14 protein-coding genes are annotated in these 17,953 nt (G+C 39.8%); 4 read left to right on the forward strand and 10 right to left on the reverse strand.

Annotated elements, in window-relative coordinates; genetic code table 11:
- From AA637_RS02525 to rpsT, 5 genes are all read right to left on the reverse strand, one after another.
- Complete coding sequence (locus AA637_RS02525) at positions 1-1,026, reverse strand: ABC transporter ATP-binding protein (RefSeq protein WP_446683759.1); 1,026 nt, start codon at positions 1,024-1,026, stop codon at positions 1-3.
- Between the two features lie 192 nt (positions 1,027-1,218).
- Complete coding sequence (locus tag AA637_RS02530; protein ID WP_446684516.1) at positions 1,219-5,082, reverse strand: DNA-directed RNA polymerase subunit beta'; 3,864 nt, start codon at positions 5,080-5,082, stop codon at positions 1,219-1,221.
- Between the two features lie 170 nt (positions 5,083-5,252).
- Positions 5,253-8,516 (reverse strand): DNA-directed RNA polymerase subunit beta, encoded by a 3,264-nt coding sequence (gene rpoB / locus AA637_RS02535; RefSeq protein WP_446683760.1) that lies wholly within the window; start codon positions 8,514-8,516, stop codon positions 5,253-5,255.
- 144 nt (positions 8,517-8,660) lie between these two features.
- Positions 8,661-9,437 (reverse strand): TatD family hydrolase, encoded by a 777-nt coding sequence (locus AA637_RS02540; protein WP_446683761.1) that lies wholly within the window; start codon positions 9,435-9,437, stop codon positions 8,661-8,663.
- A 161-nt stretch (positions 9,438-9,598) separates the two neighbouring features.
- Positions 9,599-9,895 (reverse strand): 30S ribosomal protein S20, encoded by a 297-nt coding sequence (gene rpsT / locus AA637_RS02545; protein ID WP_446683762.1) that lies wholly within the window; start codon positions 9,893-9,895, stop codon positions 9,599-9,601.
- A 290-nt stretch (positions 9,896-10,185) separates the two neighbouring features.
- On the opposite strand from rpsT, the gene radC reads away from it, so the two are divergent.
- Both radC and AA637_RS02555 read left to right on the forward strand, forming a co-directional pair.
- Positions 10,186-10,896, forward strand: coding sequence for a RadC family protein (gene radC / locus AA637_RS02550; protein ID WP_446683763.1), 711 nt, complete (start codon positions 10,186-10,188; stop codon positions 10,894-10,896).
- Positions 10,897-11,161: 265 nt separating this feature from the next.
- Positions 11,162-11,584, forward strand: a complete 423-nt coding sequence (locus AA637_RS02555; protein WP_446683764.1) for a DUF1499 domain-containing protein — start codon at positions 11,162-11,164, stop codon at positions 11,582-11,584.
- Here AA637_RS02555 and AA637_RS02560 read toward each other — a convergent pair.
- Positions 11,523-12,650 carry an O-antigen ligase family protein gene (locus AA637_RS02560; RefSeq protein ID WP_446683765.1) on the reverse strand — a complete coding sequence of 376 codons (1,128 nt, stop codon included), beginning with the start codon at positions 12,648-12,650 and terminating at the stop codon, positions 11,523-11,525. The genes AA637_RS02555 and AA637_RS02560 overlap by 62 nt on opposite strands.
- A gap of 270 nt (positions 12,651-12,920) precedes the next feature.
- Complete coding sequence (locus tag AA637_RS02565; RefSeq protein ID WP_446683766.1) at positions 12,921-13,481, reverse strand: DDE-type integrase/transposase/recombinase; 561 nt, start codon at positions 13,479-13,481, stop codon at positions 12,921-12,923.
- 122 nt (positions 13,482-13,603) lie between these two features.
- Here AA637_RS02565 and AA637_RS02570 point away from each other — a divergent pair, with 122 nt between their 5' ends.
- Positions 13,604-14,323 carry an energy-coupling factor ABC transporter ATP-binding protein gene (locus AA637_RS02570; RefSeq protein ID WP_446683767.1) on the forward strand — a complete coding sequence of 240 codons (720 nt, stop codon included), beginning with the start codon at positions 13,604-13,606 and terminating at the stop codon, positions 14,321-14,323.
- Positions 14,324-14,475: 152 nt separating this feature from the next.
- Here the strand turns inward: AA637_RS02570 and AA637_RS02575 are convergent, their stop codons facing one another.
- The 3 genes from AA637_RS02575 to AA637_RS02585 form a co-directional block, all read right to left on the reverse strand.
- Entirely contained in the window at positions 14,476-15,132 is a 657-nt protein-coding gene (locus AA637_RS02575; protein WP_446683768.1) for a class I SAM-dependent methyltransferase, read from the reverse strand.
- A 124-nt stretch (positions 15,133-15,256) separates the two neighbouring features.
- On the reverse strand, positions 15,257-16,540 hold the full coding sequence (gene glyA / locus AA637_RS02580) for a serine hydroxymethyltransferase (protein ID WP_446683769.1): 1,284 nt from the start codon (positions 16,538-16,540) through the stop codon (positions 15,257-15,259).
- A 202-nt stretch (positions 16,541-16,742) separates the two neighbouring features.
- A complete protein-coding gene (locus tag AA637_RS02585) occupies positions 16,743-17,312 on the reverse strand; it encodes a Uma2 family endonuclease (protein ID WP_446683770.1) in 570 nt (189 codons plus the stop codon).
- A 166-nt stretch (positions 17,313-17,478) separates the two neighbouring features.
- Between AA637_RS02585 and dndE the strand changes: the two genes are divergently transcribed.
- On the forward strand, positions 17,479-17,889 hold the full coding sequence (gene dndE, locus AA637_RS02590) for a DNA sulfur modification protein DndE (protein ID WP_446683771.1): 411 nt from the start codon (positions 17,479-17,481) through the stop codon (positions 17,887-17,889).
- The last annotated feature ends 64 nt before the right edge of the window (positions 17,890-17,953 follow it).

Here is a 17,953-nt window from a genome sequence, read left to right on the forward strand (position 1 = left end):
CTAGTTATTTTTCATTGCTTGTTTTTTTTCTGCTTTTAAATCTCGTTTGGTGACGGCTTCCATTTCCGCATCAAGGAGAGTGCGCCCTGTCGCGGCCAGATAAACATCATCAAGACTAGGCCTTGATTGGCTAATACTAAATAAGGGTAAATCCATTTCCTTAAGGGTATTTTCAATCTTACCAATGGGGTTACTGTTGGGGGCAACCACAAGATTAAGGGAGTTGCCTTGGGCTTGGTTGATAATAATTTCTTTAACGAAGGGAAGTTGGGCTAATTTTGTTTTACTTTCTTCAGCTTCCTTGGTGGGTAAAAACTCTTTGATGCGCAGAGTAATACGATCGCCCCCTATCCTATCCTTTAAACTAGAAGGAGTACCCTCGGCTATGACTACCCCTTTATCGATAATAGCAAGGCGGTCAGCTAGAGCATCAACTTCCTCTAAATAGTGACTGGTAATTAATACAGTTGTACCAGCCTTTTTAAGTGCCTTTAAAAACTCCCAAACAATCATGCGACTTTCAATGTCCAAACCCACGGAAGGTTCATCCAAAATCAATACTTGGGGTTGATGTAATAATCCAGAAGCCAAGTCTAACCTTTTGCGAATCCCCCCAGAATAAGTGCCACTTTTGCGATCGCTATATTCCTGTAAATCCAATAAATCTAATAATTGCTCAATACGCTGGGAAGCAATTTTCGGGGGAATATGATACAAAGCCGACTGCAACTGCAACAACTCCTTCCCCGTCAACATCTTATCAATAGCCACCTCCTGTGCCACATAACCCAGTCTCTGGCGTACCAGTTTAGGTTGCTTCATAGCACAGATACCGTCCACTTTTATCTCCCCCCCATCAGGTTGTGCAAGGGTAGTCAAACAGCGGATAGTAGTGGTTTTTCCCGCCCCATTGGGTCCTAATAAGCCGAAAATTTCTCCACTTTGCACCGAAAAAGAAATATCTTTAACAGCCTCTATTTTGCCGTAGCTTTTTTGTAGTTTTTTAATTTCGACTATATTTTTCATGACATTTGAATGAATAGATAGTTTTACTACTCACACCATCAAATATGATGATGGGTGATAATTTCTGCTCATAAATCTTGATATAGATAGATAACAGGCTTTTATTGAACAAATTAAGCTCTCAAAAAGCCCCATCCCATGTGCAAACCTATTTATTTTTTAGTTTACGACATGGGAGAACAGAGTAGAAGACTAACTTTGATAATTATCATCAATCAAATCATCATCCATAATGGCATCTTCTGGAGACAAGACCCTGGCAGTTTTATCATCAATGATGACATCTTCAGAATCAGGAATAATATAATTTTGTTCCTCATACTCCGCACTAACATCATCAATGCCAAGGTAATTAGAATTACCCGCACCTACCTCAGTATCTTCCCAGTCCATATTTTCATCATAGGCATTAAACCCTGTACCAGCAGGAATCAAACGTCCAATAATGACGTTTTCTTTCAAACCTCTTAACCAGTCAGACTTACCTTCGATAGCCGCCTCCGTTAATACCCTTGTGGTTTCTTGGAAACTAGCCGCCGAGATGAAACTATCAGTATTCAAACTAGACTTAGTAATACCCATCAACTTAGGAGTATATTCAATAGGAGCGCCACCAGTAAGAGATAAAGTTTCATTATCTTTTTCAATGTCGCGCAACTCTACCAACTCACCAGGTAAACGAATACTATCGCCACCATCATCAATGTGAACCTTAGAAGTCATCTGACGTACAATCACCTCGATATGTTTATCAGAAATATCAATGCCCTGAGATTGATAAACCCCTTGAATCTGGTTAACCAAGAATAACTGAGCCTTTTGCATGGCACCGAGGGCCGCATCATAGGCTCCCATATGCTCCTTGTAGTAGTCATAAAAGACTTCTAACAGTTCGTGGGGGCTAACTAAACCATCGGACAAGGAATCTCCTGTATTAACCCTTTGATCATCACCTACGATAATATTTTGGTTAGGCCCTAAGGAATACTCAGAAATAGTGCCATCATCTTCAATGACTTTAACATCGATCGCCTCGTCATCCTTATATTCTACTTGACACACCCCAGGACGACGGGCAAGAATAGCTGGTTCTTTGGGTTTACGGGCTTCTAGTAATTCTTCAATTCTCGGTAAACCTTGGACAATGTCCCCAGTTTTTGCCCTTTCAAATACCAATAGTACAAGGTTATCACCCCTTTGAACTAAGTCACCCTGTTCAATGTGTAAAATTGCTCCCGTAGAAACACGGTATGGACGGGCATGGCGTAAACTGATTGTATTACCTTCAGTTTCCATGACATAGCCAGAATCAGGGGCTTTGACTCCCTCAGCGATCAGCTCTCCTTGGGTGACAAAGTCTCCTTCTTGTTTGAGTAATACACCTTCGGTTTCAATTTCGATGATGTCATTTTCTCTGACCACAAGGATACGGCGAATAGCCTCAACCCCTTCACGGATACCACGAATGATACCATTTTCTTGACAGAGAATCTGGGTAGTGGCAACTACATCCCCCGGCATAATTTCTTGTCCATCGCTGACGGTTACGGTGGTGACGATATTCGGTTCTGTTTCTAGCTCACGGCGTAGCATGACAGACTCAAGAACCACGATTTGTAAGCGGAAACAATCGTCATTATTTTCATCTTCGATTAATTCGATGTCGGCGCTCATGCCCTCGGTGGTTTCGAGAACTAATTGGGTGGTAACTAACTGTACTCCTTCCACACTTTTCACCCTTTCACCATCTTTGAAGAAGGTACGTAATACGGGACGAAGGTTAATTTTTCCCCCTGCACTGTTTAGGGATTCTTGGGAAGGAGATTGGGTGGTATTAATTACTTCATACTGTTTCATGGGACGTAGTAATAAACCCACCCCTTCGTTAGTATCAACAAATTCACTGATACATTCATCTTCGGTGGTGATTCCAGCCATGATTTCGGTACCAGGGGCAAGAATGGTGCCATCTTCTAGGGTTGCCATATGTTCAGGATCTAAGTCCATGTATAGCTTACCTGGTTTGATGATAATTTCCCTTAAAATGTCGTTCTTTTGAATTACTTCGACAATACCACTAGATTGACAGAATACGTCTTTTACAACTTCTGTACCTGCTTCTACATACTGTCCATCTTCCACCATCAACAAGGAGATGTCTTTGTTAATTTCGTGGCTTTCTTCAGGAATCCAAATAAGAGTTCCTTCGGTGGTTACCTCATACCCCTGTTTTTTGTTCCCACGACCAGTTTCTAGTCCTGCATAACGCATGATACCACCTGTTTCGGTGGTGAAGGTATCGTCAATTAATTCGGCTACGATTTGGTTATTTTGAACTTTGGTGCCCGGGCTGACTTTGAGGGAGAAGCGATCGCCCCTAGGGGTATGAATTACATACTGTTGTTGATTGCCATGGTGTTCGAGGAATATATCCGCTTGATCGAGGGACACAGAAGCGGTAATAATTTCAATTTCCCGACTACCTTCTTCTAAACGGCATACCCCACCACTCTTGGTTTTTAGCTTACTTTCGGCTAATACGGAATTTTTCTTGATTTTTTCACCGTTTTTAACCACGGGTTCAGCATTAGGAGGAAGATTATAAACTTCCCCAGAGAGTACCCAAATCAAGCCGTTACGGGACGCTGTGATGGTGTTGTTGCCCTGTCTGTCGGTGGTGGTAAGGGGATCTACTTCTTGGAAAATCACCTCCCCTGCAAGGTCAGAGGCTACGTCTTTGGTCACTCTCTCGGTGGAGCGAGTTTTCTGGGGCATTACTTCGGCTAGGAGTTGTTCTTGGATAACTTCATCTCCTTCGCGCACCGCCAGTAAACTGTTCACAGGTACTAAAATTTTCTGATCTCCAATAATTAAGTTACCATTAACTTCTACCAATAATTTTTGGTCACCGTGACGGGTACGATTTTCCCTAACTTTTAATTTTTTATCAAATTTGACTTTTCCTGCCACGGGACTGATAATACGTTGGGCTACTTCCCCAGTGAACACCCCCCCAGTGTGGAAAGTACGCATGGTAAGCTGGGTACCTGGTTCCCCGATGGACTGAGCGGCGATAATACCGATGGCTTCTCCCATATTTACCCATTCTCCGTGAGCCAAGGACCAACCGTAACATTTTTGACATACAGAACGGGCAGTTTCGCAGGTGAGAGGAGATCTTACTTTTACTTTCTCCACGGTGTTACCGATAATTTTAGCTAAATCTTGATCGATGGACTGGTTGCGTAGGGCAATAACTTCCCCTGTGATCGGATGTACCACATCATCGGCTAATACCCGACCCAAGAGACGATCTCCTAAGGGGATTAAAGTGCGATCGCCATCTTTCATGGGTTCAATCCAGACCCCTTTATGAGTACCACAATCGGTTTCACGGATAATTACATCCTGAGATACATCCACCAAACGACGAGTAAGATAACCAGAGTCAGCGGTACGCAACGCTGTATCTACCAGACCTTTTCTCGCACCATAGGAAGAAATAATGTACTCAGTGACGGTCAAACCTTCACGGAAATTAGTTTTAATAGGTAAGTCAATAATTTCCCCTTGAGGATCAGCCATCAAGCCCCTCATACCAACCAACTGACGTACTTGGCTAATATTTCCCCTTGCCCCAGAAAACGCCATCATATAGACGGAGTTGAGGGGGTCAGATTGACGGAAGTTACGAACCACCTCATCTTTAAGAGATTCAGAAGTATCATTCCAAGTATCAATTACCTTTTGGAAACGCTCTACCTCAGTAATTTCCCCATTAGCATAACGGTTCATGGTAGTTTTAATGGTGGTTTCTGCCTCCGCCAACATCATTTTCTTGGCATCAGGTACTTTTAAATCTTCCACACTGATAGATACCGCTGCTTGGGTAGCATAATGAAAACCCATGGTTTTTAACTGATCACATACCGCTGCACAACGGGCTGAACCGAATTCGGTAAAGGTTTTGGCAATGAGTTTCTTTAAAGCCCCTTTATCAATAATTCTGTTATAGAAAACTTGGGGTTTTTTGCTTTGTTCTTTATTTTGAGACATCATCTTTATTGGTTGGTAATGGGTATTGGGTATTATTATTTACCTTTGACAAAGGGAAGTATTGAGAAGGGGCAAGTTAGTGTTACGGTTTTTTTTGATAATAACTAACCTTTCTTGACCCCTACAAATTTTTACTTACTTCCGAAAGAAATTAACAATTGATATGGCGTTTAATATTCATCATCCTCTTGCCCAAGACTAGCAAGGTTTTCATAGGTAGGACGCTTTGGTGCCCTTTGGGTAGTATCCATCAGGTCAATTTCCACGTGTTCACTGCCATCAATTACCTTATGGACAGACACATCCAAACCGAGGGATTGTAACTCACGGAGTAGTACCTTAAATGATTCAGGGGTACCAGGATGAGGAATAGATTTACCCTTAACGATCGCATTTAGAGCCTCATTACGCCCCTGCATATCATCAGATTTAACCGTTAATAACTCCTGTAGGGTATAAGCCGCCCCATAGGCCTCCAATGCCCATACCTCCATTTCTCCGAATCTTTGCCCACCATGTTGAGCTTTTCCGCCCAAGGGTTGTTGGGTTACGAGGGAGTAAGGGCCAGTGGAACGGGCATGAATCTTGTGCTGTACTAAGTGAACTAGTTTCAACATATAAGCCTTACCAATGGTTACAGGGTTATTAAAAGGTTCTCCCGTACGTCCGTCATAAACTTGAATTTTTCCAGGATGATTTTCATTAAATACCCAATCCTTACCATGTTTTTTGGCTGCATCACGGAGCAAACCATTAACGGTATTACGAGATGCTTCCTCCCCGTACATTTCATCAAAGGGAGTCATCTTGAAGCGATAGCCTAGGTGTTCCCCAGCCCAACCCAAGAGACATTCAAATACCTGACCAACGTTCATCCGAGAAGGTACACCGAGGGGGTTAAGGACAATGTCCACGGGGCTACCATCAGGAAGATAGGGCATATCTTCTCTGGGTAGGATGCGGGATACAATCCCTTTGTTACCGTGGCGCCCTGCCATTTTATCCCCTACTTGAATTTTACGTTTTTCAGCGATATATACCCGTACAATCATGTTGGTGTTGGGGGGTAATTCGTCTCCTTGTTCACGGGTAAAGACACGAACATATACAACCCTTCCCCTTTCACCGTTAGGTAAGCGGAGGGAGTTATCTCTTACGTCTCTGGCTTTTTCACCAAAAATTGCCCGTAATAGTTTTTCTTCGGGGGGTTGGTCTGATTCTCCTTTGGGGGTAACTTTACCGACCAAAATATCTCCCGCTTCTACCCATGCCCCCACACGGATAATACCGTTTTCGTCAAGGTTAGAAAGGGCATCTTCCCCGACGTTAGGAATTTCTCTGGTAATTTCTTCTGGCCCTAATTTGGTTTGACGGGATTCGATGTCGTGTTTTTCTACGTGGATGGTGGTGTAAACGTCCTCTTGCACCAATCTTTCACTGATAAGAATTGCGTCCTCGTAGTTATAACCTTCCCAAGGCATGTAAGCCACGGTTATATTTTGACCAAGGGCAAGTTCTCCCCCTTCGGTAGCTGAACCATCTGCCAATACCTGACCGGGTACTACTTCTTCTCCTTCGTCCACGAGGGGGCGTTGGTTTAAACAGGTGTCTTGGTTAGAGCGTTCATACTTTTGTAAGTTATAGACGATTTCCAATCCTTCTTTGGTGACTAATTTGATGGTTTTGGAGTCCACATGGCTAATGGTACCGTGATCCCTTGATACGATTACCATTCCTGAATCTCGGGCTGCTTGTCCTTCTAATCCTGTACCGACTAAGGGTCGCTCGGGACGTAAAAGAGGTACGGCCTGACGTTGCATGTTGGATCCCATCAGGGCGCGGTTAGCGTCGTCATGCTCTAGGAAGGGAATCATGGAGGTAGCCACGGAGACGATTTGTACGGGGGATACGGCTACATAATCCACTTGATCGGGGCTGGTGGTAGAAAATTCTTGACGATAACGGATGGGTACACTTTCCCCTAAGATGTTTCCTTCTTCGTCGGTGGAAAGATCTCCAGGGGCGACTCTTTTATCGTCTTCTTCGTCGGCGGTGAGGTATTCGGGGGTTAAATCCCAGCGCACTTTACCGTTTTCTACTTTGTAATAGGGGGTGGCGATAAAGCCATATTCGTTAACTCGAGCATAGGTAGCTAAGGAGCCGATTAACCCTGCGTTGGGACCTTCTGGGGTTTCTACCGGGCAAATACGACCGTAGTGGCTAGGATGAATGTCACGGACGGCAAACCCTGCTCTATCTCGGCTTAAACCTCCAGGACCTAGGGCGGAGATACGACGTTTGTGGGTCAATTCCGCTAGGGGGTTGGTTTGATCCATAAATTGGGATAGCTGAGAGGAGCCAAAAAATTCTTTGATGGCGGCGGCAAGGGGTTTGGGGTTTACTAGGGCGGTGGGACTAAGGGTGTTAGGGTCCCCTACGGTCATTCTTTCTTTGATGATGCGCTCGAGGCGAGATAAACCGACTCGGATTTGGTTTTGTAAGAGTTCCCCTACACTTCTTACCCTACGGTTGCCGAGGTGATCGATGTCGTCGGTGCTACCGATGTCAAATTCTAGGTTGATGAGGTAATCCACGGTGGAAAGAATATCGTCGATGGTTAATACCCGCATATTTTCGGGAACGCTTAACCGTAGTTTTTTGTTCATTTTGTAGCGCCCTACTTTGCCCAAGTCGTAACGTTTGGGGTCAAAGAAACGGGTTTCTAAGAGGGCTTGACCACCACTTACTGTGGGGGGTTCCCCTGGTCTTAGTTTACGATACAATTCCATGAGGGCTTCATCGGTGCTAGGATTTGTTTCCTTGTCGATGGTTCTTTGGTAGAAGTCGGCATGACGGAAGCGATCCATAATTTCACGATCGCTCAGTCCCATAGCTTTGAGCAGGACTTGGGCGGTAATTTTGCGGGTTTTGTCGATTCTTACCCATACGACTCCGTTTTTGTCGGTTTCAAATTTTAACCATGCTCCTCGGTTGGGAATGACGGAGGCGGAGTAGGTTCTTTTTCCATTTTTATCTAGTTCTGATTTAAAATATACCCCAGGCGATCGCACGATTTGGTTAACGATGACTCTTTCTGCACCGTTAATTAAAAATGTACCCCTGTCTGTCATGAGGGGTAGTTGTCCAATAAATACTTCCTGTTCTTTGATGTCCCCTGTTTCTTTGTTCATCAAACGGGTGGGAACATAGATTTGAACTTCGTAACTAGCTTCTCTTTTCTTTGCTTCTTCTATGTTATATTTTGGCTCTTTGAGGCGATATTTCTCACCGATAAACTGTAGTTCTAATTTTCCTGCATAGTCGGTAATCGGGCTAAAACTGTTGAGTTCTTCAATAATGCCATGCTCTAAAAACCATTTGTAGCTAGAGCGTTGAATTTCGATTAAATCGGGTAACAGTTCTTGGGTTCTCATAAGTCGGTTTCAGGTTTTTGATTCTGGTGTTTCGATGGGGCAATAAAAACAGCGTTCATTCATCATAACGCTTCTTTTGCCGTTTTTTTAGCTGATCTGGGCTTTTCCCTTACCCTTTATCTTTAGTTTTTGCGGGAAAAAGGTTTATAGTTTGAACAGTTTATGGGCGTTAGCGGTGGTGTAAGAGGCGATCGCCTCTAGGGGTTCTTTTCTAAGCTCGGCGAGTTCTTCGGCCACATAGAGGACGTAGGAAGGCTCATTACGTTTACCTCGATAGGGGGTAGGGGCTAAGAAAGGACAGTCGGTTTCAATTAAAAGGCGATCGGAAGGTACCATTTTGGCACTCTCATGGACGGTATGGGCTTTTTTGAAGGTGACAACACCACTAAAACTAACATACATTCCTAGGTCTAAAAACCACTGAGTTTCTTCTGGGGTTCCTGTCCAACAGTGCATTACCCCGTTTACTCTGCCTTTAGCTTCAAAAAACTCGGTCAGTATCTGACGCATTGCCATGGCGGCATCTCGACAATGGATGATGACTGGTTTATCAAGTTGATGGGCAATTTCTAGTTGTCGCCAACAGACTTCTTTTTGTAAGTCATTTTCTTCGTCTTTATAAAAGTCCAACCCCATTTCACCGATGGCTACTACTTTGGGGAAAGATTGGGCGAAGGCGAGAATTTTTTGGCCTGTGGTTTCCCCTTCCCAGCGTCGGGTGTCTAGGGGATGTAAGCCCACCGAACAATACATTTCGGCAAATTGTAAAGATAATTCTTTAATGGTTTCAAATTCATCGGGATGGACGCAGGAATGAACTAATTTGCTTACTCCTTTTTCTCTCCAACGATGGGAAACTTCTTCTAAATCCCCTTTGAATCTGTCAAAATTGACATGAACATGGGTATCTATTAATTGCATAACCTTGTTTTTTTACTTCAGGGATTAATTTCTTATCTCTATAATTTTACACCATAGTGTAAGGGCGATCAGGTATAGTCTGCCACTTTGCGATCGCATTAGCAGACAAAAGAAACACCATCAGACCACCCCACTCGCTTTAGGAAATAGTTGTAATAGACTTAAGCTGATTGAGATGCTGCACTTTTAAGAGCTTTAGCTAATCTAGCTTTTTTTCTAGCTCCATTATTTTTATGGAATACACCTTTTTTAACAGCTTTGTCAATTTTGCTATAGGCAGCAGACATGGTCGCATCTACCGCTTTCTTTTGATCTTCGCTAGGATTAGAAGAATAAACTTCTACTGCTTGGAGATATTTTTTCATCAAAGTTCTAACCGCAGACTTGTAAGTCTTATTGCGCATACGGTTACGTTCGTTGATTTGTATTCTTTTGATTGCTGATTTAGAATTAGCCACTATCTTATACTTATGATTATTTACTTTATATAGTTTAACTTAGGATTCTTACCTACATATTCAGACTATCTATTCTAACTGTATAAGTTATCCCTTGACAAGGGGGATAATAATTGATAGCTGAAAATGGATAATGGATAGTAACTCTTAATTAAATTTTTTCAACTATTATCCATGACTTGAAGAGAATAGACAATATGTTAAAAATTGATACCAAAGAATCAAAAATCATTAACTAAATAATAAGATTATTAGCAAAAATAAATATTTTAGTTAATAAAATCATCGCAATGGTTTACCATCTAAGGATAGCTGACTTACCCCTGAGCGAGCGCCCCAGGGAAAGATTAATAGAAAGTGGAGCAAAGAACCTCTCTACCGCAGAATTGATAGCTATTTTATTAGGTACAGGACAAGGTAAAGGTAAATTATCAGCGGTGGGATTGGGGCAGTATATCCTTAGTCAACTTAGTTTAAACCAAAGAGACCCCCTCGATGTTTTAAGAGATATTTCCCCCGTAGAATTAATGACTATTCCAGGTATAGGCCCTGCCAAGGCTACTACAATTTTAGCAGGGGTAGAGTTAGGGAAAAGAACTTTTCAATTTCGTCCCAATGCCAGAGCAATTATTGATAGTCCCCAAGCAGCAGCTTCGGCTTTTAGCCATGAATTGATGTGGCAATCTCAGGAACGTTTTGCAGTTTTATTGTTAGATAGTAAAAATAGTCTGATAGGTACCCATGTAATTACTGTAGGTATCGCTAACGAAACCCTTGCCCATCCTCGAGAGGTTTTTCGGGAGGCTATTCGTCAATCCGCCACTAACATCATCATTGCCCATAACCATCCTTCTGGTAATTTAGAGCCTTCTGCAGAAGATATGTCATTAACCGACAAGTTATTACAATCATCCAACATCATCGGTATTCCAATTTTAGATCATTTAATTATTGGTAATGGTGATCATTTTAGCTTACGAGAAAATTGTGACCTATGGTAAATCATTAAAAAGTTGCGAAGTTTTGGATTAAAATTTTTGATGAAATTAATCCATGTTTTCTATTTTTGATTAATAAAATATTTTTTTTGAGTAATAATATTTGAAACAAAAACTAATGTTTTACTCAATGAGTTCTTAAAATTTTTATTGTGAATTATGATCCTCGTTGCTAAAATTTGAGGTGTAAACTACTTACTGATGAATAATGGTTGCCTTAACTGGTTTTTTTAGTTCTTTAATCGTACTTTTTTGTATATATAGTCCCTTGGCATCAATTTTTCATTTTGAGGGTGCATTGCCTGACAATTTAGGTGTTTATCAAGAACATTTAACCTCTTGCCCCGAGACTCCTAACTGTGTGGTTAGTAATGAATCTGCTGACGAAAACCATTATATCGAGCCTTTTAGCTATAATTCTGATGTGGCTACGGCGAAAGATACTCTTTTGAAGGTCTTGTCAGTAGTGCCTAATACGGTAGTGGTGGAGGAGACTGATAATTATATCCGCACTGAGTCTCGTAGTAAACTTATGGGTTTTGTGGACGATGGGGAGTATTATTTTCCTTCTGATAAATCTGTGATTGAGGTGCGCTCGGCTGCTCGTCTGGGAGAGTCTGACTTGGGGGTTAATCGTCGTCGTCTTGAACAAATTCGCCTTGCGATCGCAGATTATAATTCTCGTGGTTAATTGGGTCACTTATTCCTGCAATACTGCCTAAAATTATCCAACCAATAAGATTTAATCTGAGGTCAAAAATACTACTATCTGATAAGTTATAAAGAATGCAATTTCCAAAACTTATTAGATAGGTAAATACTATAATTGATTCTTTTTTATTATTTTTTAAAAGACTTAAATATATAATAGATTTATACAAAGTAATTCCTACGAAAATACACATTAATGTTAAACCTATTAACCCAGTTTCTGACCCCAACATCAGAAATAAATTGTGCGGATGTCCTATATATATGTCGTAGGTTTGACGGTATAAATAATCGAAGTTTCTCAGTCCCCAACCGAATAAAGGGCGATCGCCCATCATCTCCCAAGCAAACTGCCATTGAGTGATTCTAAGGGTTTCTACAGGTCGATTTGGAAACATTTGATCCGATAGTCTTAACCATAGAGAAGCAGGGACAATTTGACGCATAATTGATTGTCCAGGTAAATTTCCAAAAGATGCCCAACCAACGATTATTCCCGCTATGGTTATTAGTTGTAATATTTTGTACCAATGACAATAAATAGAAAAACTTACAAGGATAAAAACAGTAATCATCCAACCCATACGAGAGTTAGTAAAATAAATCCCAATTAGGTCAAAAATTATAGTTAAAATAAGAAAATAACGAATATTTTTAGGGTTGTTAAATACATTTACGACTCTTTGTTTTATGGGGTAAAATTTTTGTTTAGAAGATATTTTAATTTTAAATTTAGGTTGAGAAGTTAATAGTAAGCCGATACAAAAAGTTAAACTGGTACATAAAAAAAGTGTTAATGAATTGGCATGGGTAAAAATTGCGGACATCCTGTCAGGCGGATACCCATTGAGAATAACTCGCCATCCAATGACAGAGCGAAAAACCCCCGCTATTTGCCAATTTAAAAATAATTGCCCTAGTCCAATAATTAGGACAAATATTGATGTACAACTAACAAAAAAGGCTGAAACAATTAAATCTTCTGCTTTAGTAATAATGGTTTTGACGGCTAAAAAAAGAGCAAAAAAAGGTAAAAAATTGGGCAATCCTAACCACGAGTCCAGAGAATTGTGAGCAAATATACTGGATATAATAAATGAAATAGTAATAACTAATAGTAATTTAGTTTCAAATTGTTTAATAATATTTTGACATTGATTTTTCCACTGTTGAATCAAAAAAATGATTATAAATATAACCCCTAAATTATAAATAAAGGTTAAGTTAAAAATAGCAAAAAGATATTTTTTATAAGCAGTATTTAGCAAACTTAAAGGATAAATTATTTGTTTTAGCATTAATAAGTTAAGTATTAATTAATTGTTTTGATTTTCTTCTGTCTTATTTTGTATATTTTCTGTGTTAAAAGGAATATTATCAAGGATAATATATCCTACTAATATTAGTATAGAAATAAAAATAAAAGATGATACAATTTTCGTTTGTATTGGTTGTTTTGATTTTGTTTGTAAGATAATTTTATTGGTGCTTTCTAAACTCTGAGAGATGGTTTTTTGGAAAAATTGGTGAGCTTTTCGTTTATTATTGTTAGCCGAAATTATGAAATCTAGGGTATTTCCTTGGGCATCTAATGCTCGATATAGATATTTACGACGACTCTTAATTTTAAAGGGTATTTCAACTACTCTCCATCCTCTTTTTCTTTTTCTTTCTATTTTTTCCCATCTTTTTTTTGCCATGACAGAATATTCTTCTATCAGTTGATTGATGGTATCATTATCGATGGCAAATCCTCTTTGCGCCATGACTTCTTGCACTTCTTCATAGGTTAATGAGTAGAATAAGTACCATTGAATACATAGGAGAATTATTTCTTCTCTAATTTGCTCCCATTGATAATAGTTGATTCTTCTCATTGTCCTAATTTATTGATAGTTTTTTATGGCGTGATAATGATTGCGGTTATCATAGCATGGTTGATTATATTTTTTCTTTTTTCTAGTTGATAGTTTTAGTTTATTAAAAAGTTTTTTTCTGTATGATGGTTTTATCTATATCAGATTTACATTTTCAATATAATGATAAGGTTGTTTTTGAAGATTTATCTTTAGAAATTTATGAGGGGGAAAAAATAGGATTGTTGGGGGCTAATGGTTCGGGAAAAACTACTTTATTTTTATCAATTTGTGGTTTGTTGACTCTTGATAAGGGGAATATTTTTTTGTTTAATAAAAAAATAGAAAAGGGAATGTTTTATCCTGAAATTGGTTTAATTTTTCAAAATCCTGATGATCAATTATTTTGCTTAAAGGTGAGGGATGATATTATTTTTGGGGCAGAAAATTTGAGCTTATCTTCGGAAGAAATAGAAGAGCGTTTAAAGGATGTATTGAGTACCACTGGGGTTGAACATTTATTAAATCGTTTTTCCCATGAGTTGTCGGGGGGAGAAAAGTGTATGGTTGCGATCGCCTCTGTACTTATTATGGAACCTAAGCTAATATTATATGACGAACCTAGTGCCAATCTCGATTTGAGAGCAAGACGCCGATTAATTAATTTCCTGAAATCTTCTGAACAGACGATGATAATTGCTTCCCATGATTTGGAGTTGATAAGGGAAGTGTGCGATCGCACTATAGTATTAAGTCAAGGAAAAATTGTTGCTGATGGTGACCCTATCACAATTATGGGCGATCGGGCTTTGATGGAAGAAAATTGTTTAGAAGTCCCCGTATCTCTGCGGGCTAATCTTTAATCGATGGGAAGGCCACAAAAAAGCAGAAAGATAAATGGAAGAAAAAGACTTAATAGATATGGTAATGAAAAAATCAAAGATTTTGGGATAAAAATAAAATTAGTGTATTAAAAATCTCTCACCTTCGGTACACAAAAAACAGAATTATTTTATTACAAGTCTATGGATTTTTTCCTTGCATAAACTGCATAAAAAGGATCTTTTGCCCCCATACCCAAAATCTGTAAAAAAGTCGGAGTTTCCGCTTGTTGAGCGATGACTTTGGGGGCTTCAAATTCTGGCACAGACTGGAAATAAGACTTTGTTAAAAATATCCTTTGTCTATCGGTGGCATCACGCCAAGCGGTAATAGCTTTCTGGTAAAACATTCGATTGGAAAAAGTAAAAATAGCCACTCCTTGGGGTTTGAGGATACGGGCAATTTCCATAAATATGGCTTCGGGATATTGCAGATATTGAATAGATACTGTGCATAATACTGCGTCAAAATCTTCATTTTGGAGGGGCAATTGCAGATTACTATTGAGATTTTGGAGAAAATAATGGTCTAATCTCTCATTCTTTTTTAACTCCTCCTCATTCATGCCATGGCCTTCTACGTGGCTAAATTTCATTTCTGGGGGCAGATGAGAAACCCAACTACTCATTAAGTCTAGTATTTTTGTATTAGGTTTTAATTCTTGGCGATAGAGGTTGGTTAACTGACTGATAAAGTTATTGTCAACATGGGTAACAAAACGAGGATAGGCGTAAAATAATGTATCTTCGGTGTCGTCTAATTTTACTCTTTGGTGTGGTTGTAATAGCATGATCAGAATTTTTGGTTGACAATCTTAGTTCACTCTTTTAAGAAACAAGGGGCTTAAGCCCCTTGCCTTGAATAATAATATCCTGTTGCTTTGAATAATATTCGGTTGCCTTTAAGTTTTTAGATTAAGCTAAGGCAGGAACAGGGATGGTAATATGAGGATAGAGAGGGAAACGATCGCACAGAGCCTCTACACGGCGCACACAATCGGTTCTAACAGCCTCATCATCGGGGTTTAAGAGGCGATCGGCAATAATATTAGCAATCTCGGTAAACTCAGCCTCTTTTAAGCCTCTAGTGGTTTCAGCAGGAGAGCCTAAACGTAAACCGCTAGTAACAAAAGGAGATTCAGGATCAAAAGGTACAGTATTTTTGTTCGCTGTGATGCTGGTTTCTCCCAACAACTTATCAGCCACTTTACCAGTCATACCAATAGAACGTAAATCAACCAAGTTTAAATGATTGTCACTGCCCCCAGATACCAGTTTAAAGCCTCTGTTTACCAACTGAGAACCCAAAGCCTGAGAGTTCGCAATTACTTGTCCACAATAGGTTTTGAACTCAGGTTTTAACGCCTCTCCAAAAGCCACTGCTTTCCCTGCGATTACGTGTTCCAAAGGACCGCCTTGGGTGCCGGGGAATACAGATTTATTAAGTTTTTTGCCTAATTCTGCATCACGGGTTAAAATCAAGCCACCACGGGGGCCTCTGAGGGTTTTATGGGTGGTGGTGGTGACTACATCACAATAAGGCACGGGGTTGGGGTGATGTCCACTGGCTACCAAACCGGCGATATGGGCGATGTCTGCAAGTAAATATGCCCCTACTTCGTCAGCAATTTCACGGAATTTAGCAAAATCAATAATACGAGGATAAGCGGAATAACCACAAATGATTAACTTAGGACGCTCTTTTAGCGCTAATGCTCTGATTTCATCATAGTCTAGGCGCTCAGTTTCTTTGCTGACACCATACTGACAAACTTCAAACCATTTCCCAGAAACGTTTACAGGGGAACCATGGGTAAGGTGTCCACCGTGGGATAAGTCCATGCCCATAATTTTGTCCCCTGGGTTGAGAAGGGTTAAAAATACTGCAAAGTTGGCTTGCGCACCAGAGTGGGGTTGAACATTCGCCATTTCTGCACCAAATAATTTTTTAGCTCTTTCGATGGCTAAATCTTCCGCTTGGTCAACAAAATGACAACCGCCATAGTAGCGTTTCCCGGGTAAACCCTCTGCATATTTATTGGTTAAAACAGAACCTTGCGCCGCCATTACCGCAGGGGAGGTAAAGTTTTCACTGGCAATTAATTCTAGGTGAGTTCTTTGGCGTTGTAACTCGTTAGAAATAATTTCCGCTATGGCTGGATCTGTATCGGCTAAATAGTTTAGGTTAGTTTGGCTCACTTTAATTTATGTCTTAATTATATGTAATACTTCTATATATGATAATCCATTGTGGAGTACAAATTAATGGAGAATGGAGAATTGATAATGGATAATAAATAGTTTAGGCGATGGGTAAAAGTGGTGTCATCGAGTTAGCCAAGAGGGAGTAACTTGTTTCAGTTTGAATCGTTTATACTTGTGTGTCTAAGGGTTTAAGGAATCATGCTTTTACTTGTAACCAGCCAAAAATATCCCCTAAAGTGACTTTTACATCTGTGGTGAAATCTGGTACAGGAATTACTTCGTTTTCTGTTTCAAAATAGAGAGGATGGCTATTAATGGTATAGGTGAAAATTAGTTTCTGATTAGGATCAATTAACCATCCCATTTGAGTACCATTAGTGAGACAATGCACAATTTTTTTTGTAACTAAACTCTGGGATTGATTGGGGCTTAATATTTCAATTATCCAATCAGGAGGCAACAAAAATTGATTAGAAATAGTACCATCATCATTGACGGGTAAATTTTTCCATTCAAATACTGCTACATCTGGCACAATAGATTTATCGGTAAAGGTGCATCTTAATTCAGGAAAAGCCCATGCAATTTTTGATTTTTTGGTAACACTGTTAATGATGGTAACGAGTTCGCCTTGAATTGTGCTATGTTGTCCTTGGGGCATCAGTTTCGTGTAAATATTTCCCTCTATGTATTCTTGGGCGGGTTGTGTTTCTGGTTGTTGTAAAAATTCTTCTAGGGTAATGGGTTTAGATATGGCTTGAGTCATGGCTTTTATGTTTGAAGGTTGCCAGTGGTAATAATTTTTTATTTTAATACAATAAATTTCAAGGTAATGGTTGCATTGTTTGTGCGATCGCCCTTAAATATCAATATTCCGTTGGGTTGTTTGAGAGATATAATAGAATCCTATTCTCACCGTATTAAGGAATAAAGTGCGCTCGCCCATAGAAAGAATAAAAATATCAAAAAAAGGAAAAGATCAACTAATTCGGCTAAAAAGGATCACCAAAATCGAAAACTGGAACGTGCTTTGTCGCTGGGCTTTTTGTCGTTCCATTGCCGAAGAAAATAAACCAACTCTTTACCCCATCCCTAACGACAGTAACCTCGAAATGACATGGCAAGTATTTGGGGGTGACATGGGAGATATACTATTACTCGTCCTCAAACAAAGATGTCATCAAGACGGTTTGGGGTTAGATGATGGTACCCTCAAGGAACAATTTTTGCTCCATCTCCATCGAGGTATTGGTTATTTGGTGGGGGATATGAGCTTAAAACACATTGAAGATTTTGTTAATTTAAATGTCATCAATCAAGGATCTAATTCTGCCTTTAGATAAGTGTTAATTCCCCTAACGCTATAATATTGATGATGATTATTCCATAATCGATAAAATTACTCCT

This window comes from Cyanobacterium sp. HL-69 (genome assembly GCA_002813895.1).
Classification (GTDB): Bacteria; Cyanobacteriota; Cyanobacteriia; order Cyanobacteriales; family Cyanobacteriaceae; genus Cyanobacterium.

Excerpts from the sequence above, each read along its gene's own strand:
- AA637_RS02525 (WP_446683759.1), bottom strand. The coding sequence starts at position 1,026 with ATGAAAAATATAGTCGAAATTAAAAAACTACAAAAAAGCTACGGCAAA.
- AA637_RS02530 (WP_446684516.1), bottom strand. The coding sequence starts at position 5,082 with ATGTCTCAAAATAAAGAACAAAGCAAAAAACCCCAAGTTTTCTATAAC.
- rpoB (WP_446683760.1), bottom strand. The coding sequence starts at position 8,516 with ATGAGAACCCAAGAACTGTTACCCGATTTAATCGAAATTCAACGCTCT.
- AA637_RS02540 (WP_446683761.1), bottom strand. The coding sequence starts at position 9,437 with ATGCAATTAATAGATACCCATGTTCATGTCAATTTTGACAGATTCAAA.
- radC (WP_446683763.1), top strand. The coding sequence starts at position 10,186 with ATGGTTTACCATCTAAGGATAGCTGACTTACCCCTGAGCGAGCGCCCC.
- AA637_RS02565 (WP_446683766.1), bottom strand. The coding sequence starts at position 13,481 with ATGAGAAGAATCAACTATTATCAATGGGAGCAAATTAGAGAAGAAATA.
- AA637_RS02570 (WP_446683767.1), top strand. The coding sequence starts at position 13,604 with ATGATGGTTTTATCTATATCAGATTTACATTTTCAATATAATGATAAG.
- AA637_RS02575 (WP_446683768.1), bottom strand. The coding sequence starts at position 15,132 with ATGCTATTACAACCACACCAAAGAGTAAAATTAGACGACACCGAAGAT.
- AA637_RS02585 (WP_446683770.1), bottom strand. The coding sequence starts at position 17,312 with ATGACTCAAGCCATATCTAAACCCATTACCCTAGAAGAATTTTTACAA.